The 20,420-nt window shown below is 59.2% G+C and carries 18 protein-coding genes and 2 pseudogenes; 11 read left to right on the top strand and 9 right to left on the bottom strand.

All coding sequences use genetic code 11. The annotated features are described in order from the left end of the window. The first annotated feature begins 37 nt into the window (after nucleotides 1-37). Genes BLM14_RS20880 through BLM14_RS20865 form a run of 4 tightly spaced genes read left to right on the top strand, consistent with a single transcriptional unit; the run spans nucleotide 38 to nucleotide 3,750 of the window. Nucleotides 38-1,234: a Tm-1-like ATP-binding domain-containing protein gene (locus tag BLM14_RS20880; RefSeq protein WP_100001816.1), complete on the top strand. Its 1,197-nt coding sequence runs from the start codon at nucleotides 38-40 to the stop codon at nucleotides 1,232-1,234. A 12-nt stretch (nucleotides 1,235-1,246) separates the two neighbouring features. Then, nucleotides 1,247-2,089, top strand: coding sequence for a phosphoenolpyruvate hydrolase family protein (locus BLM14_RS20875; RefSeq protein ID WP_100001815.1), 843 nt, complete (start codon nucleotides 1,247-1,249; stop codon nucleotides 2,087-2,089). A 26-nt stretch (nucleotides 2,090-2,115) separates the two neighbouring features. Then, nucleotides 2,116-2,529 (top strand): cupin domain-containing protein, encoded by a 414-nt coding sequence (locus BLM14_RS20870; protein ID WP_100001814.1) that lies wholly within the window; start codon nucleotides 2,116-2,118, stop codon nucleotides 2,527-2,529. A gap of 33 nt (nucleotides 2,530-2,562) precedes the next feature. Beyond that, nucleotides 2,563-3,750, top strand: a complete 1,188-nt coding sequence (locus BLM14_RS20865; RefSeq protein ID WP_100001813.1) for a M24 family metallopeptidase — start codon at nucleotides 2,563-2,565, stop codon at nucleotides 3,748-3,750. Between the two features lie 73 nt (nucleotides 3,751-3,823). Here BLM14_RS20865 and BLM14_RS20860 read toward each other — a convergent pair whose 3' ends face one another. After that, nucleotides 3,824-4,417 (bottom strand): DJ-1/PfpI family protein, encoded by a 594-nt coding sequence (locus BLM14_RS20860; RefSeq protein WP_100001812.1) that lies wholly within the window; start codon nucleotides 4,415-4,417, stop codon nucleotides 3,824-3,826. A gap of 55 nt (nucleotides 4,418-4,472) precedes the next feature. After that, nucleotides 4,473-5,171 (bottom strand): GntR family transcriptional regulator, encoded by a 699-nt coding sequence (locus BLM14_RS20855; protein ID WP_100001811.1) that lies wholly within the window; start codon nucleotides 5,169-5,171, stop codon nucleotides 4,473-4,475. A 97-nt stretch (nucleotides 5,172-5,268) separates the two neighbouring features. Between BLM14_RS20855 and BLM14_RS31585 the strand changes: the two are divergent. Together BLM14_RS31585 and BLM14_RS20845 are read left to right on the top strand one after the other, a co-directional pair. After that, nucleotides 5,269-6,238: pseudogene (locus tag BLM14_RS31585) on the top strand (aldehyde dehydrogenase family protein). A gap of 11 nt (nucleotides 6,239-6,249) precedes the next feature. Next, the gene (locus tag BLM14_RS20845) at nucleotides 6,250-7,086 is read left to right on the top strand and encodes an alpha/beta hydrolase (protein ID WP_100001810.1); all 837 of its coding nucleotides are present in this window, start codon (nucleotides 6,250-6,252) and stop codon (nucleotides 7,084-7,086) included. Nucleotides 7,087-7,155: 69 nt separating this feature from the next. On the opposite strand, the gene BLM14_RS20840 is transcribed toward BLM14_RS20845, so the two are convergent. The 4 genes from BLM14_RS20840 to BLM14_RS20825 all read right to left on the bottom strand — a co-directional run bounded on the left by BLM14_RS20840 (nucleotide 7,156) and on the right by BLM14_RS20825 (nucleotide 11,936). Next, nucleotides 7,156-8,184, bottom strand: coding sequence for an ABC transporter permease (locus tag BLM14_RS20840; protein WP_100001809.1), 1,029 nt, complete (start codon nucleotides 8,182-8,184; stop codon nucleotides 7,156-7,158). Beyond that, on the bottom strand, nucleotides 8,177-9,706 hold the full coding sequence (locus tag BLM14_RS20835; protein ID WP_100001808.1) for a sugar ABC transporter ATP-binding protein: 1,530 nt from the start codon (nucleotides 9,704-9,706) through the stop codon (nucleotides 8,177-8,179). Before BLM14_RS20835 ends, BLM14_RS20840 begins: the two co-directional genes overlap by 8 nt. A 129-nt stretch (nucleotides 9,707-9,835) precedes the next feature. After that, a complete protein-coding gene (locus BLM14_RS20830) occupies nucleotides 9,836-10,783 on the bottom strand; it encodes a sugar-binding protein (protein WP_100001807.1) in 948 nt (315 codons plus the stop codon). Nucleotides 10,784-10,961: 178 nt separating this feature from the next. Then, nucleotides 10,962-11,936 carry an NAD-dependent epimerase/dehydratase family protein gene (locus BLM14_RS20825; RefSeq protein ID WP_100001806.1) on the bottom strand — a complete coding sequence of 325 codons (975 nt, stop codon included), beginning with the start codon at nucleotides 11,934-11,936 and terminating at the stop codon, nucleotides 10,962-10,964. A 677-nt stretch (nucleotides 11,937-12,613) separates the two neighbouring features. Here BLM14_RS20825 and BLM14_RS32735 point away from each other — a divergent pair. Beyond that, nucleotides 12,614-12,748 (top strand): ATP-binding cassette domain-containing protein, encoded by a 135-nt coding sequence (locus tag BLM14_RS32735; protein WP_418314257.1) that lies wholly within the window; start codon nucleotides 12,614-12,616, stop codon nucleotides 12,746-12,748. Nucleotides 12,749-12,813: 65 nt separating this feature from the next. Here BLM14_RS32735 and BLM14_RS20820 read toward each other — a convergent pair whose 3' ends face one another. Both BLM14_RS20820 and BLM14_RS20815 read right to left on the bottom strand, forming a co-directional pair. Then, nucleotides 12,814-13,845 (bottom strand): LacI family DNA-binding transcriptional regulator, encoded by a 1,032-nt coding sequence (locus tag BLM14_RS20820; protein WP_100001805.1) that lies wholly within the window; start codon nucleotides 13,843-13,845, stop codon nucleotides 12,814-12,816. 538 nt (nucleotides 13,846-14,383) lie between these two features. Beyond that, complete coding sequence (locus BLM14_RS20815) at nucleotides 14,384-15,130, bottom strand: transposase (RefSeq protein ID WP_100001804.1); 747 nt, start codon at nucleotides 15,128-15,130, stop codon at nucleotides 14,384-14,386. A gap of 140 nt (nucleotides 15,131-15,270) precedes the next feature. Between BLM14_RS20815 and BLM14_RS31975 the strand changes: the two are divergent. After that, nucleotides 15,271-15,507, top strand: a pseudogene (locus BLM14_RS31975) (IS6 family transposase); the annotation flags it as partial. Nucleotides 15,508-16,446: 939 nt separating this feature from the next. Here the strand turns inward: BLM14_RS31975 and BLM14_RS20810 are convergent. Then, a complete protein-coding gene (locus tag BLM14_RS20810; RefSeq protein ID WP_100001803.1) occupies nucleotides 16,447-17,340 on the bottom strand; it encodes a GntR family transcriptional regulator in 894 nt (297 codons plus the stop codon). A gap of 125 nt (nucleotides 17,341-17,465) precedes the next feature. On the opposite strand from BLM14_RS20810, the gene BLM14_RS20805 reads away from it, so the two are divergent. From BLM14_RS20805 to BLM14_RS20795, 3 genes are all read left to right on the top strand, one after another. After that, on the top strand, nucleotides 17,466-18,518 hold the full coding sequence (locus BLM14_RS20805) for an ABC transporter permease (protein WP_237143615.1): 1,053 nt from the start codon (nucleotides 17,466-17,468) through the stop codon (nucleotides 18,516-18,518). Then, the gene (locus tag BLM14_RS20800) at nucleotides 18,515-19,288 is read left to right on the top strand and encodes an ATP-binding cassette domain-containing protein (RefSeq protein ID WP_100001801.1); all 774 of its coding nucleotides are present in this window, start codon (nucleotides 18,515-18,517) and stop codon (nucleotides 19,286-19,288) included. The genes BLM14_RS20805 and BLM14_RS20800 overlap by 4 nt, the downstream gene beginning before the upstream one ends. Before the next feature lie 74 nt (nucleotides 19,289-19,362). Next, on the top strand, nucleotides 19,363-20,277 hold the full coding sequence (locus BLM14_RS20795) for a sugar ABC transporter substrate-binding protein (RefSeq protein ID WP_100001800.1): 915 nt from the start codon (nucleotides 19,363-19,365) through the stop codon (nucleotides 20,275-20,277). Nucleotides 20,278-20,420: the final 143 nt, after the last annotated feature.

Genomic DNA, 20,420 nt, shown 5'->3' with positions numbered 1-20,420 from the left:
CATGGCTGGGTGGAAATCCGCCGGTCGCGGAGGAGAAATGAAGCACATCTACGTAGTCGGTACGGCCGACACGAAGGGCGAGGAGCTTGCCTATCTGGCTGCATGCATCGAGACGGCGGGCGGCGGTGTGGTGCGCGTCGATGTCGGCACGCGCGCGCCTGCGGCTGCCTTTGATATAAATGCCGAGACAGTTGCGGCCTTCCATCCGGAGGGGGTTGGAGCCGTCCTTGCCTGCGACGACCGCGGCAGGGCGGTCGAGGCGATGGGCATCGCCTTCTCGCGCTTCCTCATTGAGCGCCAGGACATTGCCGGCGTCATCGGTATCGGTGGCGGCGGAGGCACTTCGATCATCACCGCGGGCATGCGCCAATTGCGGCTCGGCCTGCCAAAGATCATGGTCTCGACGCTCGCGTCCGGCGACGTCGCTCCCTATGTCGACGTTTCCGATATCGTGATGATGCCTTCGGTCACCGACATGGCGGGCCTGAACCGGCTGAGCCGGGTCATCCTGCACAATGCAGCCCAGGCGATTACGGCCATGGCCAGCCGGCCCGCTGAGGTGACCGCATCGAAACCGGCCCTCGGGCTTACCATGTTCGGGGTAACGACACCTGCCGTAGCCGCTATGGTCGAGCGCCTCAGGGTGGAGTACGATTGCCTGGTCTTCCACGCCACTGGCACGGGCGGGCGCACGATGGAGAAGCTTACCGACAGCGGGCTTGTCTCGGGAGTGCTCGACATCACGACGACCGAGGTCTGCGACCTGCTTCTCGGAGGCGTCCTGCCTGCCACCCCGGACCGTTTCGGCGCGATCGCTCGCACGGGTTTGCCCTATGTCGGCTCCGTCGGCGCGCTAGACATGGTGAACTTTTGGGCGCCGGAGACGGTCCCGGAGCGCTATGCCGGCCGGCTGTTCTACCGCCACAACCCGAACGTCACCCTGATGCGCACGACGTCGGCCGAATGTGCGCAGATTGGGCGCTGGATCGGCGAGAAGCTCAATCTCTGCTACGGCCCCGTACGCTTCCTCATTCCCGAGAAGGGCGTCTCGGCCCTCGACATCGAAGGCGGTGCATTCTTCGATCCGCAAGCCGACGCCGTGCTCTTTGCCGCGCTAGAGGCGACCGTGAAGCCAACGGCGGCGCGACGCATCGTCCGCCTGCCGCTCCATATCAACGACCCGCAATTCGCAGAGGCCGCCGTCGCGGCCTATTGTGACATCGCCAACCCCTGAGAGACAAAATCGATGCCAGCCATACCGCGCAAGACCATCCTCGAAAAATTCCACGGCATGATCGCAGCGGGAGTGCCAATTGTCGGCGGCGGCGCCGGCACGGGCATCTCCGCCAAGGCCGAGGAGGCAGGCGGCATCGACCTCATCATTATCTACAACTCGGGGCGCTACCGCATGGCGGGGCGCGGTTCGGCGGCCGGCCTGCTCGCCTATGGCAATGCCAACGAGATCGTGAAGGACATGGCGGTCGAAGTGTTGCCCGTCGTGAAAAAGACCCCGGTGCTTGCCGGCGTCAACGGCACGGACCCCTTCGTGCTGATGCCGCGCTTCCTCGCCGACCTGAAGGCAATGGGCTTTTCCGGCGTGCAGAACTTCCCCACAATCGGCCTCTTCGACGGCCGGATGCGGCAAAGTTTCGAGGAGACGGGCATGGGCTACGGTCTGGAGGTCGAGATGATCGCCACCGCCCACGGGCTTGACCTGCTGACGACGCCCTATGTCTTCAATGAGCGCGAGGCTATCGACATGACGGTTTCCGGTGCCGACATCGTTGTGGCGCATATGGGGGTGACGACCGGCGGCACGATCGGCGCCACCTCCGGCAAGTCGCTCGATGACTGCGTCGATGAGATCACGGCGATCACCAAGGCCGCTCGCTCGGTGCGCGACGACGTCATCGTGCTCTGCCACGGCGGCCCGATCTCCATGCCGGAGGATGCGCGCTACATCCTGGAGTGTTGCCCCGGCTGCCACGGCTTTTACGGCGCAAGCTCGATGGAGCGCCTGCCGGCAGAGGCGGCGATCCGCAAGCAGACGGAAGATTTCAAGGCGCTCGCCATCGGCGCGGTCGTCTGAGGAAGGACACGGGAGGAGACCATTTCATGCCAAAGACCAAGTACTTCATCTATCCGGAGGATGTGAGCGCCTTCGGTTTCGACTGGGGCAAGCTGTCGCTGACGGTGGGGCCAGAGGTGAACGGCGCCAGCCGCTTTTCCGGAGGTGTCGTGGACCTGCCGAGCGGCGAGGGCCATGCCCGCCACAATCATCCGGGTGCGGAGGAGATCATCTTCGTCATCTCCGGCGAGGGCGAGCAGATGGTTGAGGATGAGAACGGCAATCCGATCACAACGAAGGTCGGCCCCCGCTGCACGATCTATGTTCCGGAAAGCCGCTTCCATTCGACAAAGAATACCGGCGCGGAGCCCATGCAGCTCTTTGTCGTCTATTCGCCGGCGGGGCCGGAGCTTGCGCTTCGCGAGTTGCCGGACTTCCGCCTGCTGCCGCCGGGCTGGTGAAGCCGGGCCACACATCTTCTGGGAGGAAAAACGATGAACATTAATGCAGAGGAAACAAGGCCCGCCGTGCCGCCGTTCGATACGGCCAAGCTCGACCGGCTCATGGACGAAGCCGGTATCGACGTCATCGTCGCCACCTCCAAGCACAACACGCAATATCTGATGGGCGGTTACAAGTTCATCTTCTTCGCGGCCATGGATGCGATCGGCCATAGCCGGTATCTGCCAATAGTGATCTACGATAAGGGCGCGCCGGACCACTCGGCCTATGTGGGCAACCGCATGGAGGGCGGAGAGCACAAGAACAATCCGTTCTGGACGCCCGCCGTGCATACGGCGACCTGGGGCACGCAGGATGCCGCCGGGCTCGCCGTCGAGCACCTGAAGAAGATCGGCAAGGCCGGCGGGCGCATCGGCATCGAGCCGGCCTTCCTGCCGTCCGACGCCCGCGACCTCCTTGCCTCGCGGCTGGAGGGCGCGCGATTCGCCGATGCCACGCATGCGCTGGAGCGGCTAAGGGCCGTCAAGACGCCGGATGAACTGGCAAAGCTGAGGCGCGCCTCCGAACTGATCACCGACTCGATGCTGGCGACGATCGCGGCGGCCCGCGCTGGCTCGACGAAGACGGAGATCATCGAGCAACTGCGGCGGGAGGAAACGAACCGCGGCCTGCATTTCGAATATTGCCTGCTGACGCTGGGATCCAGCCACAACCGCGCCGCCTCGCCGCAGCCCTGGGCCGAGGGCGAGGTGCTGTCGATCGATTCCGGCGGTAACTATCACGGCTACATCGGTGACCTCTGCCGCATGGGCGTGCTCGGTGAGCCGGATGCGGAGCTTGAGGACCTTCTGGCCGAGGTGGGGTCCATCCAGCAGACGGCTTTCGCCAGGGTCAGGGCAGGGGCTGCGGGCAGTGAGATGATCGTGGCGGCGGAAGCCGTACTCAAGGCCTCGCCGTCGGCGGCCTTCACCGACTTCTTCTGCCACGGCATGGGCCTGATCAGCCACGAAGCGCCGTTCCTCATGACGAACCACCCCGTCGCCTATGAGGGCATCGATGCCGACAGGCCGCTGGAAGCCGGCATGGTGATCTCGGTCGAGACGACGATGCTTCACCCGAAGCGCGGCTTCATCAAGCTGGAGGACACGCTCGCCATCACCCATGGCGGCTACGAGATGTTCGGCGACCGCGGCCGCGGCTGGAACCGCGGCGGAGTGTGATTGCAAGCCCAACCGCAAAGAAAGGCCCGGCAGTTGTCATCTGCCGGGCCTTTCGTTTCTTGGTCCCGTCGTCTCAGGTGTGGCGGATTTCCGTTCCCAGCACCTTCAGGCATTCGCGGATGAAGGCGGCGAGCGCCGTCCAACCCTTGGCGGAAACCATCGTACCATCGACATAGGCCTCGGTCGGAGAGAGGTCGATGTACGTGCCGCCTGCCAGGGTGACTTCGGGTTCGCAGGCCCCAAGTGCGCCCACCTTCTTGCCGCGAACGACGCCATCGACCGCGATCAGGATCTGGACCCCGTGGCAGATGGTGAAGATCGGCTTCTTCTCGTCGTGGAAATGGCGCACCATCGCCTGCACCCGCTTGTCGGTGCGGATATATTCCGGCCCGCGCCCGCCGGCGCAGTAGACGGCGTGATACTGGTCGAGCTGTTTCTCGGCTTCGGAAAACGTCTTGTTGATGGTGACGTTGTGCCCGAGTTTTTCGGTGTAGGTCTGGTCACCCTCGAAATCGTGCAGTGACGTCCTGAGGATGTCGCCGGCCTTCTTGTCCGGGCAGACGACGTGCACCGTATGGCCGACGGCCTCCATGGCCTGCTGGTAGACGAAGATTTCGTACTCCTCGGTGAAATCGCCGGTGAGCATCAGGATTTTCTTGCCTGGCATGGGTTCTCCTCCTCGTTGTCAGGTCGGGCAGGCGCTTCCTTGCCTGTCGGGTTACTCAGAATTCGTCGAATGCCGGCAGCAGCCGGTCGCGCGAATGTTCGATATGGATGCGCATTGCGTTCGCCGCGGCGTCGGGGTCGTGAGCCGCGAAGGCATCGAGCAGCGTCTGGTGTTCGCCGAGCGCCTCCTCGGTCACGCGGCGATGGAACATCAGGCGGAAGACGTGGAAATGCGTGTGCTGGAATGTCAGCATCTCGCGGATCAGCTCGTTGCCGGCAAATTCCATGATGCGGTCGTGGAAGATGGCGTCCTTTCGGGCGAAAGCCGAATAGTTCGCCCGCTCGTCCCTGTTGTCGCTGCGCGTCATCACGCCTGCGGCCTCCGTCAGGATAGCGAGCCTTTCGTCGTCCATCGCCTGGGCCGCCTTGGCAGCGCCGGCGGGCTCCAGCAACAAGCGGAGTTCATAGAGTTCGTCGAAGCGATGGCGCGTGATCTGGGGTGCGGCACGAAAGCCGACGAGATGCTGCTTGACGACGAGACCCTCGCCTTCAAGCCGGCCGAGTGCTTCGCGGATCGGCGTGTGAGAGACGTTGAATTCCTTGACCAGGTTGTCGACCGTGATGCGCGCGCCCGGCGCGATCTTCAACGACATGAGCTGGTTGAAGATCACTTCGTAGACGTCGCCGGCCAGGCTGTTGGCGCGCGGTATCTGGGTCGTGCTCGCAGATGGTTCTTTAGGTCTCGTCAAAATCATCTGCTGAATTGCCCCTTGACAGGTTCAATCGCTAACACGATGCTGCGGCTAATACAATCCTATATCCTATACGATTTATATAGGGAGGGAAAAAAATATGAGGATATCCGAAGTGGCAGCCCTTGCGCTCGCCACCCGCCTGCTGGAAGAGCACGGCGCACCGCGTGACCATGCGGTCCTGCAGGCTCGCGTCCTGGTGACGGCAGAGGCTGGCGTGCCGCCGGGCGTCGTCAATGTGCTGACGACGTCGACGCCTTGGCCCGTCACCGCCGCCATGCTGGCCGACCCGCGCGTGCGAAAACTCTCCTTCACAGGCTCGACGGGCTCGGCCGCACGCTTTTGGCGGAAGCGGCGAAAAATGTCATCTCCTGCTCTATGGAACTCGGCGGCAACGCGCCGTTCATCGTGTTCGACGATGCGGACCTCGACGCGGCGATCGAGGGCCTGATGGTGGCGAAAATGCGCAATGCGGGCGAGGCATGCACGGCCGCAAACCGCATTTTCGTCCAGTCCGGTATCCATGATGCCTTCGCGGAAAAATTCACCAGCGCATGGCCGCCCTCAGGGTCGGCCCAGGTGTGGATTCGGATACGGAATGCGGTCCGATGATCACGCGCAAGGCGGTGGAGAAGATCGACCGGCTCGTTGAGGACGCCATTTCGCGGGGCGCGCGCGTCCTTTGCGGCGGACGGGCCACGGCAGGGCGCGGCTCCTTCTATTCGCCGACGGTGCTTGCGAATGTTTCCCCGGCCTCAGACATGGGCTGCGAGGAGATTTTCGGTCCCGTGGCTCCGCTTTACCGTTTCGAGAGTGAGGCAGAGGTCGCCGCCGCCGCCAACGATACGGAATATGGCCCCGCCGCTTACATCTATACCCGCGACATGGGCCGTGGCATGCGCGTCGCCTCGAAGGTGGAGGCAGGCATGATCGCGCTCAATCGTGGACTGGTCTCCGATCCCGCCGCCCCCTTTTGCGGTGTGAAGCAGAGCGGCCTTGGACGTGAAGGAGGGCAGCGTCACGGTCTCGCGGAGTTCATGGAAGCCAAGTACATCGCGACAAGTTTGTGAAGGAGGGAACTGTGGCAGCCGATCCGTTCCGCATTCGTGACCATGTCGCAAGTTTCGACGACATTGTCGGCGATATCCGTACCCGCAGCATCGCCACTCGCCGCACCGTCGCCATGGAGGCCAACGTCGCCTACGGTCGTGAGGCGGGCGAGACGCTTGACATTTTCCTGCCAAATGGTGCCGACTCGGGCATGCCGATCCACATGTTCATCCATGGCGGCTATTGGCGCATGTTCTCCAAGGAGGACTATTCTTGCGTCGCTGAGACCATCACCCGCGCCGGCGCGGTCGCCGCCATCGTCGATTATTCGTTGATGCCCATGGCGAGGATGGAGGTCCTGATCGGTCAGGTCCTGAAAGCCAAGACTTTCCTGCTGGCGCATGCCGATCGCTTTGGTGCCACGCCCAGCAGATTTTCCGTCAGCGGCCACTCCGCGGGTGCACATCTTGCGACCTTTCTCTTTAATCGCTCCGTAGCGCCGTCGGGTGTAATTTCTGCTTTTCTGCTTGGCGGGCTATACGACCTCGCACCCTTGCAGACGTCTTTCCTGCGTGACGAGATCGCCTTGAGCGACGAGGAGGTGCGACGGTTTACGCCGATGCGGCGCGAGTACGACCTTGCAACGCGCGTCGCTATCATGACAGGCGAACTGGAAACTTACCCCTTCAAAATCCAAGCAAATGCCTTCAGGGACATTCTTTCCGCCCAAGGGCTCGAAGTGCGGGCATCGCACGTTGCTGATGGGGATCACATGAGCACGGTACGTGATCTCGCCGTCGTTGGCACGCCTGTAGCGGCAGCATTGCATGCCTTTATTGCCAATGATGCCAGCGAGAAACCGCGGTGAGGACGGCTTGACCGGGGATATTCGGGAACAAGGTACTTGTTTTGCAGTCGAAGATGGTGAAACTATCCGCTATCTGATCTCGTCGGTAGTGGCCGGCGCCTGACGAGGCGTCGAGCCTTTTCTATTCAGCAAGCCGAGGGCGTTCGCGGCCTTTCTCTTTGCCCGGTAACGGTTGAATTGCTGATCTGCCAAAACCCCGGACAGGATCACCGCTCCCATCACCGCGAAGTTGAGCGAAGAAGGTATGCCGAGAAGATTGACCAAGTTCTGCAACTCTTGAAGCAATACGACGCCCAACACGACGCCGATGATCGAGCCTTCTCCGCCACGCAACGAGAAGCCGCCCAAGACCGCGGCCGCGATAGCGTAGAGTTCGTAGAAATTGCCATGTGACGATGGCTGCACCGATCTGGTGAACATAGCGAAATAGACCGCCGCAACGGCGGTCAGCACAGCGCAGATAACATAGGCAGCGGTGATGACGAAACCGGTGTGAATGCCCGAGTAGCGTGCCGCATCCTCATTCTTGCCCACCGCCTGCAAATGCCGGCCAAATACAGAGCGGTGAAGCAGGAACCAACAGACTCCCCCGATGATAATCATGGCGTAGAAGGAGTGCGGAACTCCAAACGAGCGCCCAATGGTCAGCCATTCCAATTCTGGATAGTTTGCGCCGAAGGGAAACCCGGCAGTGGCTTCGCCCGTATAGCCGCGCGCTGCGCCGCGATAGATCAGCAGGCCACATAGTGTCACCACGAAGGGTTGCATCCTGAGTTTGGTGATCAAAATGCCATGAGCCAGTCCCAGGAGCGTTCCGATGGCGATAACGACAAGGATCGCCACCGGCCACGGCACTCCGAACTTCCCCACCATATCGACGAATATGACACCGAGCAGCGCAATCATCGACCCAACCGATAGATCGATACCACCCGTTATGATCACAAAGCCCTGCCCGATGGCGAAGAGGCCGAACAGGCCGATTAGGTTGGCTGTATTGCCCAGATTGATGGGCGAAAGGAACAGTGGATTTCGCAGATAGACTACCGCTCCCACAATTATGATCAGAACTGCCAACCCTAGGTCTTTTTTATGCATTGGTTTTCCTGATTTGCCCGACAGCGAGCTTGAGCACATTGTGTTCGGAAAACTCCGATCGCGACAGCGATCCGACGATTTCTCCTTCCCGCAACACGACGATACGGTCGGACACGCCGATCACTTCTTCCATGTCGCTGGAGATCATCATGACCCCAACACCTGCGTCTGCCAAAGCGCGCATGAGCCTGTAGATTTCAACCTTGGAGGAGACATCAATGCCGCGGGTGGGCTCGTCAAAAATGATCAATATCGGCCGCATGGAAAGCCATTTGCCCAACACAACCTTTTGTTGGTTGCCGCCGGAGAGTTCGGCGGTATTGCGCATGACATTGGTGGTTCTGATACCGAGTTTTGTACGCTGATCTTCGGCGCGCGCATTAACCAAGTATTGCGAAACGAAGCCGTTGCGCGACACTGCACCAAGATCGGCGAGGCAAATATTCTCGCAGATCGCGCTTTCCAATATGAGGCCAGTGCGTTTGCGATCCTCCGGCACGAGATAGACGCCCGCTTCGATAGCGTCACGCGGCGAAGCCGCCCTGAACGGCTTGCCCGCCAGCATGATCTCGCCCTCGAGAATGGTGCCGATACCGAAAATGGCCTCGGCCAGTTCCGTTCGTCCCGCGCCGACCAGTCCGGCCACTCCCAGAATTTCCCCGTAATGGATATCGAATTCGACCAAAGCCCATGGTTTTGCGCTGGTTCTGACAGCCCTCAGAGACAATATAGCCTCTCCCGCAGGGTTGGCCGGCGGCGCATATAACGAATTGAGGTCGCGTCCGATCATCATCCGGATCATGGCGTCATGGTTTATTTCAAACTTGCTGAGTTCACCGGCCGCCTTGCCATCGCGCAGCGCGAAGACACGGTCGGCGCATTCCTCAATCTCGCTCAGACGATGCGATATGTAGATGACGGCAATGCCCTCGGCCTTGAGATCGGCAATGACGTTCATCAGGGTTTTCGTTTCTGACAGAGTCAGTGACGACGTTGGTTCATCCATGATGATGACGCGCGCCTTGATGGAGAGCGCCTTGGCGATTTCGAGTAACTGCCGTTCGGCCAATGACAGATCAGCTACCGGTGTGTCGGGCTTGAACGTGGCCCCTACGCGTCGCAGAAGCGGTTCGGCTGCGGCACGCATGGTTTTATCATCCAATAGCCCGAGGAAACCCGAGCGTATTTCGCGGCCCAAGAACATGTTGGCAGCGACATCAAGATTGTCGAAGACGTTGAGTTCCTGATGAACGAACGCGATCCCGGCGGATTGTGACTCGGTCACCAAAAATTGGTCGCATCGCACATCATCGACAATGATATGGCCCGAACTGGGCTGTACAATGCCCCCCAGAATTTTCATCAGCGTGGATTTGCCGGCGCCATTCTCTCCGATCAGGGCCAGCACTTCGCCAGCCATGACCGACATGGACACATTGGAGAGGGCCACCACGCCGGGATAGGCTTTTGAAATGCTCTCAAGCACCAACAGGGGGCGTTTCTGATCCGCTTTAGTCGTCATATATCGTGGCCATCTGATTTACTGGAAGCAGAGATAGTCGACGCTATTGGCCGAATATTCAAAGTAACAAGCTCGCACCGGGCCGGATGCACAGCCCGTGCCCGATGCGGCGCACTGACCGGGAGGAGTTTACCCGCCAATGCGCTGTTTGAGTTCCGCCTCGAAGGCATCAACGTTGGAAGCGTTGATGACTTTGGTTGGAACAATAATGAGGCCATCCGCCGGAACCCCCGACTTGTCGCCTTCGAGATATTTCGCCATCAGATGCATGCCTTGATAGCCCCACTGGTAGGGATCCTGCACGACCGTTCCGGCGAACTTGCCTTCCCGCACCGCACCGAGGGTAATCGGGTCTTCGTCGAATGCGATGACCGTGATGGCGCCAAGCTTGCCCGCAGCCTGGAGGGCCTCATAGATCTTTGGTGGGTTGTAGGAATAAAACCCTACCATGCAGGTGATGTCCGGATTGGCGGCAAGCACGTCATCGACATTGGACCGGGCACGGGCGAAATCGACGTCGTCGCCGCGCACGTCGGCAAGCTCGATCCCGGATCCTTCCACCGCCTTACGGAACCCGGCGATACGCTCAACAGCGTTATCGGCTCCCAGGAACCCGACGAAACCCATGCATTTCCCACCTTTGGGCATCGCGGTGACTGCGATTTCGCCAGCTTGCACGCCTGCTAAGGTGTTGGAGGAACCAAGATAGGCGATACGCTTGCTGCCAGGCGCGTCACTGTCGGTGGTGAACAGCGGGATTTGGGCCGCAACACGATTGAATGCGTCGATGGAGTTCTTCGGGTCAGCCGACGATATCATGATCGCATCGGTGCCGGCAGCCACAAGGTCATCCATCAGAGCATTCTGGAGGGCAGCGGTACCTTGAGCCGGATAACGGAACTGCAGTTCGTAGCCCGGCAACTCCTCTTGGGCCTTCTTGACGCCGGCTTCGGCGAGCTTCCAGAAGTCCGAAGCGGCATTCACGACAAAAGCCAACTGGGGCTTATCTTGAGCGACAGCGGGGCCGGCCAGACCGGAAACCACCATGGCGATCGAGACGGCAAGGTTCAGGTTCATTGTTTATCCTCCCATTGTGAGAGCATGGTCACGGCCATATCCCTCAACTTTACAGAATGTCCCGCAGCAACCCATTTGCCGCAGGGCGGTACATATCCTTTGCTTTGGGCGTCCGCCCGGACGGTCGCATTCGGATCGCCCCGGAGCCGGCTTCGGATATTGCTTACCGCGCATGCGCTTACCCCGGGTACCAGACAAGGCGCGGGTCGTCGGGCGCTCGGGCATATGCCCAGGCGCGCTGGATAAGAAGCTTAAGATCGACGGTCGGACGCCAACCGAGCAACATTCGTGCCTTGGTATTGTCGAGCCAGTTGCTGTGAAAGGGCGTCGAAATTTCCACAACCGGCACGCCATGCGAGGCGCTCAGTTGGGCCGCGACGCAGGCGTAATCCACCGGGACATCCATACCGACGTTGAAAAGTTCGCCATCGGCTGCCGGATTGCCCAGAGTCAGAAGAATTGCGCTGACAAGGTCACTGACATGGATGAAATTGCGTTTGAGCGGAGCGCCCCTCGCATCGCGAAGCAATGGGATGGCGCCAGCCTCGGCATGTCGAGCGATTGCCTCATCCGTCAAGAATTCACTCCACGCCGGCCCACCGAACTGGTCACGGAAGCTCAGCACGTACCGGAAATCATCCTTCTCCATGATCCAAGGTGCCCGAAGGCAGCAGGCATTGATGCCGTACTGAATGCGGTATTGCTCGAGCATGACTTCCTCGATCACCTTGGTTAGTGCGTAACAACCCGGATAGGCGCGGCGCGGGGAACTCTCGGTAATAGGGGCATCATATGGATGGAAAATGTGGCCCACCGAGCAGTCGCCGCCGATCAGGATGAACTGCCTCGCCTCCTTCGAAGTACGGAAGGCCTCAAGCAGGTTGAAGATGCCCTTGACGCCGACGTCGATCGCCAGATGAGGCGATTCCTTGACAGCAGCCATATGCAACACATGGGTCACGCCATCCAGGGCGGCACGGACTGTGTGTTCATCCGACAATGAACCGCGTACGATCTCGATCGTTGCATGGTCGATGACGCGGTTGTTGCAGAGCGCGCGCAGGGACCAGCCGGAAAATTTTTCATTGGCCAGGAATTCGGGCAGGAAATTGGTTCCTACCTTTCCCGTTATTCCAGTAACCAGAAGTTTCAATTTGTTCCCCTCCGTCCAATATGCACACTCGAATAAGAGGGTACAGCTCCGCAGCCCTCGCAGGCGGTCGAGGCCGTCATGGCGCCGAAACGCCATGACGGGATTGCGTCGAATCACTCGATGATGCTACCGGGCGTAGATGCCCGGCTCTTCACGCGTGCACACATCCAGACCGGTGTAGATCGTCTCCCCTTGACCAGTTGGATCATTACCTCAGAAGTGCGCTGCCCCATTTCGAAGGGGCGCTGACCCATTTGGGTGGCTCCGTCTTTCGTTGAAGGACTTTTCGTACCTCAAAATAGTGTACTCCTCAGTTTGGTTTATCCGGCACAGCCAAGCAGAAGTCTGTCCAAGCGCTCGCCAGATCTGTTTGCCGCCCTGATCCTCCCATTGCGGCACACGAACCGAAATCATTGAACCAATATTGATGTTCAATGGGGTTGCAGATCTGATCATATTTAGTGCTAATAACAGCACTTAATTAGCGCAGCCGTCAAGCTGGAAATTCATCAAAGGTGCGCAGCGTACGGGCCGTGGAGGAAATGCAACAAGGGTGCCTGTTGCCGCCACGGCACGAAGCTGCGCTCCCGCGGCCGATTCCGAAGACGAGCCGAAAGGGAGGCATATAAGCGCGCTGAGACTTGAGGGAGTGAGTAAGCACTTGGGGGCAATCCACATTGAGCGATGTATCGCTTTCGATCGAGCCGGGAGAAACCATCGGCCTGATGGGGACAGGCAAGTCCACTTTGGGAAAGGTCATAGCCGGAAATTTCGCGACGACGCTCAGGCGAGATCTTCATCTCGGACAATAAGGTCGAGTTTCACAAGCCACCGGATGCTCATCGCGCCGGAATCGAGGTCGTCTATCTTCAAACGATCACTGCGCCGCCACGGTGGCTTCGGCATTGTCGAAGCGCTGGCAGGCGGTGGACTCTCGCGCAATCAGTTCACATTCAACCTTTATGCGGCTTGGAGTGGTGTGCAGGCCGCCGGCCGCATCGATAAGCAACTCCGCAGCCGTCCGCCCCATTTCATAGAGCGGGAGAACGAGGGTTGATAGGGGAGGGTGCGTGTACTGCGCGATATTGCGATCATCGAAGCCAATAACGGCCACATCGTCCGGTACTATGGCGCCCAATTGCTTGAGTGCGTCGAAACAGCCGACTGCCATCATGTCGTTGGCGCAGAAGATGGCATCGGGTGGATTGTCCAATGCCATCAGTTCCAGCGTCATTTCGTAACCCGCCGATGGCTCCCAATTGCCCGGACGCACCAGCGCAGGATCGAAGGCGATATCGTTGCTGGCCAACGCCTGCTTGTAGCCTTTGAGACGATCACGCGCCGCGTCCACCCCCTGTTGGCCATTGATGAAGCCGATCCGCCGGCGACCGTACAGCAGCAGGTGTTCGGTTGCGGTGCGGCCGCCCAACAGATCACCAGGCAGAACGGAGTGATGCTCGTGATGCTCGTCATAGCAGTTCACCAAGACGATACGACGGCCGGCAAGGGCCACAGGAATCTGCACGAGCCTGGTCAAGATTGTACCGTAGATCAGACCAAGAATGGGCAACTTCCTCAGACCCGCGATGATATTGGTCTCAACATCAGCGTCGCCATGACTAACTGCCATCAGCACGTTGATACCATATTCGAGCGCCTTATCCCGGGCGCCCTCGAAGGCCAACGACATCCAAGGATCCGTTGAGGTTTCATCGGCAACGAAAACTATTGTGGACTGCCCACCCGGGGCTGCCTTGGTTCCACGGCGCACAAAACGATAGCCAAGCGCCTGCGCTGCTTCCAGCACGCGACCCCGTGTGGCGTCGGCAAGCCGCGCACCTTTCGTTCCGCTGAGAACCAATGAGACGGTGGCCTGGGAGACGCCCGCCGCTGCAGCAACATCCATCATGGTGGGTCGCCCCACACTCACTTGCCTCTTGGATTTGGACATAAGTCGATAATTTCCCGTAGAAATAAACATCTGCCATGCAGCCGTGGAAAATTCAGCGCCGTAGGTTTCGATGGTTCAACCGCCCGGCCCTTTCATGCATCCTCTTAGATAATATTAAATCAATAATAAGTTAACTTTGCAAATACATATTGATGATATTAGCAAATTTTATTTGCGCAGAAGTTATATGGTGGAGGACTAAGGGCATTGTCATGTCTGGATGACGCCCATTTGGCAAGATGATTTTGAGCAATGTTTGAGCTTGGCGGGTCGGGTGCAGTCATGTCTCCGGCCTTTGAGCGCGGTATGTTCATGACCGCTGGCCTTGATGTTTTCCGCTTGATCCGGTCCCTCTCACATTGACGCGCTTTTAATGCGCAAGACAACGCTACGGGTTTTCCGGTTCGTGCGGTCCATTCCGCTTTTGCTTTCACATCACACCATAGTCACTCCGCCAACTGTTTGCCCCAAAAGAGCGAATGCTTTCACGCATATTCTATGCCGTTGTTTGCACAACCTTATGACCGTTGAACCCAGGTTCATAATCACTAACTTTTGCCATGACTGCCCACGCGATGCGCGCCATCTTGTTGGCAAGGGCGACCGCCACCAGTTTGAACGGCTTCTTTGATAACAGCGAGCGTGCCCAGTCAGCCAACGGTGTTTGGGTCTTGCCGGATTTCATCCTGTAGAGCGCGGCATGGGCTCCTACGACGAGTAACGCTCGCAAACGCCGGTTACCCATTTTGGAGATGGAACCGAGCCGCGGTTTACCGCCCGTTGAGAATTGCCTGGGCACGAGACCCATCCAGGCAGCAAACTCCCGCCCACACTTAAATACGCGCGCATCCGGAACGCTGGCCGAAAGACATGATGCAGTGACAGTTCCGATCCCGGGAATGGTGGCAAGCCTTTTGCTGAACCGCATCGATGGACGGGTGACCGCTTCACAGATTGCGGCAGCGTCAGCGGCATCGTTCTTCTGCCGGCGCAGGTAAGGCTTGATATAGGCCGGTGGGATCAGGCGAACGTCGTGGCCAGATGTCATCAGCGTCCGTGCCCAGTGGTGGGCTGTAGCGCAAGCTTCCATTCCGATCAGGCAAGGAGGCAGCTTCTCGAAGAACTGATGCAACTGCCCGCGGCGCAGCGACTTGCGCGGTACAATCTGTCCATGCGCGTCGACGCCATGCAGTTGGAAAACATTCTTTGCGATATCAAACCCAATCGTTGTAATCTCGTCTATGGTGGATGGCTCCTCTCAAAGGTTTTGCAACAAACCTATTCTGGCACACTTGATGCCGCTGGAGGGCGCCATCCACTACATCACATTGTTTTTTCCCCTGTCGCTGCATTTGGGATAGTTGGTTGTATGAACAAGACCGCATCGACTTAAAGAACCACCGCTATCCAATCGAGATCGTGGCGCGAGCGATCTGGCTGTAATTTCGCTTCAATCTGACCCTGCGCGAAGTTGAGGAATGGCTGCTTGAGTGCGGTATTGTCGTGTCCCATGAGACCATTCGCCGACGGTGTCGAAAGCACGGTCCGGACTATGCGCGTCGCTTTCCCTGCAAAGCGCCGACAAAAGATGATGTCTGGCACCTTGATGAGCTTGTCGTGCTTTGAAAGAGTTCACCACGGCCGGTTTCGAGGATAATTTATCGCGAACGGACAGCGTTATCTGGGTTTCCGAGAACTCTGTTGGGATCGATGGATTTATCCGTATCGCCCGCGACGCAGTACCACCTTTGCATGGTTGCTCCGATGTTGAGATCGCAACGCTGTATCTCCAGCCGCGGCACCGAGGCACCGGAACCGGAAGAGTACTGTTAACGACTGGCCCGTAATTCTGCGCCTCGACGGGACGCCCCGACGTCTGGCTGTGCGTCAATGCCGAAAACACGCGCGCTGCGAAATTCTACGTAAAGAATGGCTTCACAAAGATCGGAGAAACGCAATTTCAGATGGAGGACCAGATTTATCCCAATCACGTATTTCGACATAGTCAGATTAAGGGTACAGCCTTGAACGCGGGGTGTTCTGAGTTTGAGCATCGCAGGAGTGGAACGGCGATGGTAAGTCAAAAGATGCCCATGCGGGCTCAAGGGTGCCGGCGGTTCTCAAATAAACTGGTTAGCATCGAATTCTCAAATAAACTACACGGTATCAAATTAAGTACAATGCTAACGCATTTTAATTCAGCATCTCAAAGTTAACTGCAGCGCGACACGTATCTCACGCGTAGCAGCGCCGATAGCGCCCTGCGCACTTGGGGGTTAAAGCTAAGGGAAAGGCTTGGATAGCACCAAATGAGGTCAACGCCAGAATCCCGCATCCAGCAAAATCACCATGGCCGTCTCCACATCCAAATGCTGCATCATGCATGGAAGACGAAGGGTGCGGCCGCCGCGGTAGCGCTTGCGACACAGTAGCGGTACTGATGAATGCCAAACAGGGCGAGTTGATGAATAGGCCGAGGCGAAAACCTGGCTGATAGAGCATACCAGCTAACATTTCGAGCATTGCATGCGCCATTTTGGACAGCGTGCAAGCGGAAGCTCAGGCGGCCACCTGAAGCGAGCGGACCAACGTCGTTCGCGCTGAGGTCATGTGGCGCAGGCACGTGCGCTCGATTTCGTGCGTGTCTCCGCTGAACAGTGCGTCGATGTAGGCGAGGTGCTCGCCGATCGCTGCCTCGTTGCGCTGCAGTTCATCTTTCTTGTTCCACTGGTAGTGGTAGTGGAAAATCAGGGTGATCACGTCATAGAAGTCGTCGATGAAGCGGTTCGGCGCAGCGCGATTTATGAGGCGGTGCAGGCGATTGTCCAACCGCGAAAAATCGTGGAAGCGCCCGCCGATTTCCCGCAGCAACTGTTGGTGCGCCGTCTTCAGTTCGGCAAGTTCCCTCCACAAGGGCGAGTCATCGGGTAGTTCGGCGAAGAGGACAGCCGAGCGCAACTCGAACATGACGCGGATCTCGAAGAGTTCGAGCGCGAAAGCCTCGGTGAATCCCTTGAACAGCCAGCCTGAATTCTGCTTTTTCTCGATCAGCCCGAACCGGCTAAAGCGGATCAGGAATTCTCTGATGCCGTTTGTTGCCACGCCAAACTGCCTCGCCAGCTGCAGCTCGTTAATGAGCGTGCCCGGCTGGGTGTCCCCGCGCAACATCCACTCCATGAACTGTTCTTCGACATGCTGGCGTTTCGATGTCGTCTCCGGATCGGGAAAATAGTCGGATTTCAGTATGGGCCTGCCAGCCCTCGGCCCGTTGCCGGACGCCTGCATTATGCCGCGGGCATCGAGCTCGCTAAGCACCTTGTGCACGGTGGTGCGGCTAACGCCGATCCTTGCCCGCAGAGCGTTCTCGGAGGTCGCGCCGATGTCGACATCGGCGGCGTCTATCAGTTGCAGCACGCGGTTGAAAGCTTTCTTGAAAACTGAATCGGGCTTCACTAGATGCGCCTGTCTTCTTTGGGTTGCATATTACTTATAAAAAACAACTTGACGTTCGTCCAGTCCTGCGGCTTTTTATCGATAAGAATACAAACCCCGGGTTGCATTGTCATCAGGAGGTTGTGTTGACGGCGATGGACGAACCGCTTGAACGAGAAGTCGCTGAACCGCGCGCCGCCGCTGTTGCGACCAGCGAGAATGTCGCGGTGGCCGTCGGCCTCAAGTTGCTCGGTGCCGGCGCGATCCTCATTTTGATCGGGCTGGTTCTGGTCTTGAGCCTCCTGTCGCCATACTTTCTGTCACCGCGCAATCTCGGCAACATCCTGGCCCAGACCGCGGTGATCTGCGTCGTCGCGATGGGACAGCATCTGGTGATCCTGACCAAGGGGATCGACCTTTCGGTCGGATCGAACCTCGCACTGGCTTCCGTGCTCGGGGCGCTGAGCTTTCACGCCGGCGCTTCGACGCTGACGGTCGTTGCCGTCATGGTCGCGGCCGGCGCGGCCGTCGGTGCCGTCAACGGCCTGTTTTATGTCTACGGACGCCTGCCGCACCCGTTTATCATCACGTTGGCGACGCTCAGCATCGCCAAAGGCATCGCCCTCCAGCTTGCCGACGGCCGCGCCATTCCGGGGATGCCGCCAGCCATCCGGAGCTTGGGCCAGGAGGCATTTGCCGGGCTTCCCGGGTCGGTGTTCGTGGTCGCGGGGGTTGCGGGGCTGATGTTTGTCCTGACGCAGTCGACGGTCTGGGGCCGCTGGATGTATGCCGTGGGCGGCAGGGCCGACGCCGCCGTCCGCATGGGCATTCCGGTTTCCGCGGTCTTGGTTTCGACCTACGTCATTTCGGGAACCTGCGCAGGCATAGGAGCCGTACTTCTCGCCGGCCGCACCGATGCGGGATCGCCGCTGTTCGGCAATCTACTGGAGCTCGACACCATAGCCGCGGTCATCATCGGCGGAGCTAGTTTTCTCGGGGGTCGCGGGCACATCGGCCATGCCTTGATCGGAGCGATTATGATCGGCGTCATCCGCAACGCCCTCAACCTGATGAACGTCGGGGTGTTTTACCAGTTGATCGTCATCGGCGTTGTCATCGTCGTCGCCGTCGAGGCTGATGTCCTTCGCAACCATCTCGAGTCCCGCATGCGTGTGCTGCGGGCGGAGACCGGGCCATGACACAGCACCAGCTCGCCGCACTCCCGCACCGTCCGGTTCTGTGCGTCCGTGGCGCTTGCAAACGTTTCGGCTCGGTGGTTGCACTCGACGACGTCAGCATCGACGTCGATCGCGGCGAGATCCTCGCCCTGCTTGGAGACAACGGCGCGGGCAAATCCACGCTTATCAAGTGCATCAGCGGCGTTCACCGGCTGGACGCAGGCGACGTCGTGATAAACGGCGCGGCCAACGTTCTGCGATCGCCCGCCGACGCGCGGTCGGCCGGAATCGAGACTGTGTATCAGGACCTCGCGCTTTTCGACAACCTTACCCCGGCACAGAACTTCTTCGCCGGACGCGAGATTGCAGGTCCGAAATGGCTACCGCGCGCCATGCGCTTCCTCAACAAGCGGAGGATGGACGAGCAGACGCGCTCGTTGATCCAATCGCTCAACGTGTCGCTGCCCCACCTCAATGCGGTCGTGGCGTTGATGTCCGGCGGACAGCGCCAGGCCATTGCAGTCGCCCGCTCGGCAGTCTTTGCCCGTAAGGTGGTCATCCTGGACGAACCGACCGCGGCGCTCGGCCTGCGCGAATCTCGCAAGGTGCTCGACCTCATCGGCGCACTGCGCGACCGCGGAAATGCGATCATTTTGATCACCCACAACATGGAGCACGTGACGGAACTGGCCGGTCGAGCCGTGGTGCTCAGACAAGGGCGGAAAGTTGGCGAGCTCGTCCCGACACACGACAACAAACAGGAACTGGTCTCGATGATCGTGGGGGCTTGAGCCGAAAAAATTGCGGGTTCGAAAGGCGGCCGCGAGGAGACCGTCAGGGCCCGTCAAAACAGGGAGGAAGCGCGATGAAACTGAAGTTCTTTATGGGACCGGCGCTGGTCGCCGTCATGGCCGATCCGTTGGCTGCCGCTGAAAGCGTCAAGATCGGATTGATCACCAAATTTCCGGTGCCGTTCTATTCGACGATGGAGGAGGCCGCCAAAAAATACGCTGCCGACCACCCCGGGATCGAGCTCGTCACCGGCCAAGGTCAGTCAGCAACCGACATCGAAGGCCAAATCGCCCTGATCGAATCGATGGTCACGCAAGGCGTCAAGGGATTGGCGATCACGCCCGTCGACCCCACCGTCGCACCCGCGCTCGACAAGGCGGTCGCCGCCGGCATCAAGGTTGTGTTGGTCGATAACAGCATTCCGGGATGGAAGGGCCAATCTGCACTAGTTTCCACCAACAACCTCAACGGCGGTAAGATCGCCGGCGAGTTCCTGAAGACCAAGCTCAAGGATGGCGACAAGATCGCCATACTCGAAGGGGTGCCGGGCGTGCCGGCGCTGGACGAACGCGTGACCGGGATGATGGAGGGATTGGGCGGCGTCAAGGTTGACGTCGTGGCCAAGGGCGCTACCAACTGCACCCTCGAACTCGGGACCTCCGTCACCGAAGACATCCTGACGGCCAATCCGGACCTCAAAGCAATCTACGCTGCCTGTGGTCCGCCCATTCCGGGAGCCGTAAAGTCGCTCGCCAACGCGAACATTGCCAACGACAAAATCATTCTTGTGGGTTTTGACGCCTGTTGCGGGGAGCTTGAAGCGATCAAAGCCGGAACCGAAGATGCAAGCGTTGCACAGTTTCCGGCGAGGATGGGCGAACTCGGCGTCGATACCGTTGTGAAAGCTATCCGAGGCGAACATGTCGAGGCCAACGTCGACACCGGAGCCGGGCTTGTGACACCGGAAAACGTAAAGGATTTCAATTGAACCGAGAGCCCGACGGATTTTCGGCGGGCTCCTCCCAACGCTCTTGGCTTAAGGATCGGCGATGGACTCGCTTGCTATTTTTGACATGAGATCTCGGCAGAGCTTTTCGCGTCTCGGAAGCCTGCGCCACGGGATCGTTATTT

The organism is Phyllobacterium zundukense (assembly GCF_002764115.1).
Taxonomy (GTDB): domain Bacteria; phylum Pseudomonadota; class Alphaproteobacteria; order Rhizobiales; family Rhizobiaceae; genus Phyllobacterium; species Phyllobacterium zundukense.
The sequence above is the reverse complement of the archived record's forward strand: the minus strand, read 5'-3'. Positions and strand labels throughout refer to the sequence as shown.

Excerpts from the sequence above, each read along its gene's own strand:
- BLM14_RS20865 (WP_100001813.1), top strand. The coding sequence starts at position 2,563 with ATGAACATTAATGCAGAGGAAACAAGGCCCGCCGTGCCGCCGTTCGAT.
- BLM14_RS20830 (WP_100001807.1), bottom strand. The coding sequence starts at position 10,783 with ATGAACCTGAACCTTGCCGTCTCGATCGCCATGGTGGTTTCCGGTCTG.
- BLM14_RS20820 (WP_100001805.1), bottom strand. The coding sequence starts at position 13,845 with ATGATGGATGTTGCTGCAGCGGCGGGCGTCTCCCAGGCCACCGTCTCA.
- BLM14_RS20870 (WP_100001814.1), top strand. The coding sequence starts at position 2,116 with ATGCCAAAGACCAAGTACTTCATCTATCCGGAGGATGTGAGCGCCTTC.
- BLM14_RS20880 (WP_100001816.1), top strand. The coding sequence starts at position 38 with ATGAAGCACATCTACGTAGTCGGTACGGCCGACACGAAGGGCGAGGAG.
- BLM14_RS20795 (WP_100001800.1), top strand. The coding sequence starts at position 19,363 with ATGAAACTGAAGTTCTTTATGGGACCGGCGCTGGTCGCCGTCATGGCC.
- BLM14_RS20875 (WP_100001815.1), top strand. The coding sequence starts at position 1,247 with ATGCCAGCCATACCGCGCAAGACCATCCTCGAAAAATTCCACGGCATG.
- BLM14_RS20860 (WP_100001812.1), bottom strand. The coding sequence starts at position 4,417 with ATGCCAGGCAAGAAAATCCTGATGCTCACCGGCGATTTCACCGAGGAG.
- BLM14_RS20835 (WP_100001808.1), bottom strand. The coding sequence starts at position 9,706 with ATGACGACTAAAGCGGATCAGAAACGCCCCCTGTTGGTGCTTGAGAGC.
- BLM14_RS20855 (WP_100001811.1), bottom strand. The coding sequence starts at position 5,171 with ATGATTTTGACGAGACCTAAAGAACCATCTGCGAGCACGACCCAGATA.
- BLM14_RS20800 (WP_100001801.1), top strand. The coding sequence starts at position 18,515 with ATGACACAGCACCAGCTCGCCGCACTCCCGCACCGTCCGGTTCTGTGC.
- BLM14_RS20840 (WP_100001809.1), bottom strand. The coding sequence starts at position 8,184 with ATGCATAAAAAAGACCTAGGGTTGGCAGTTCTGATCATAATTGTGGGA.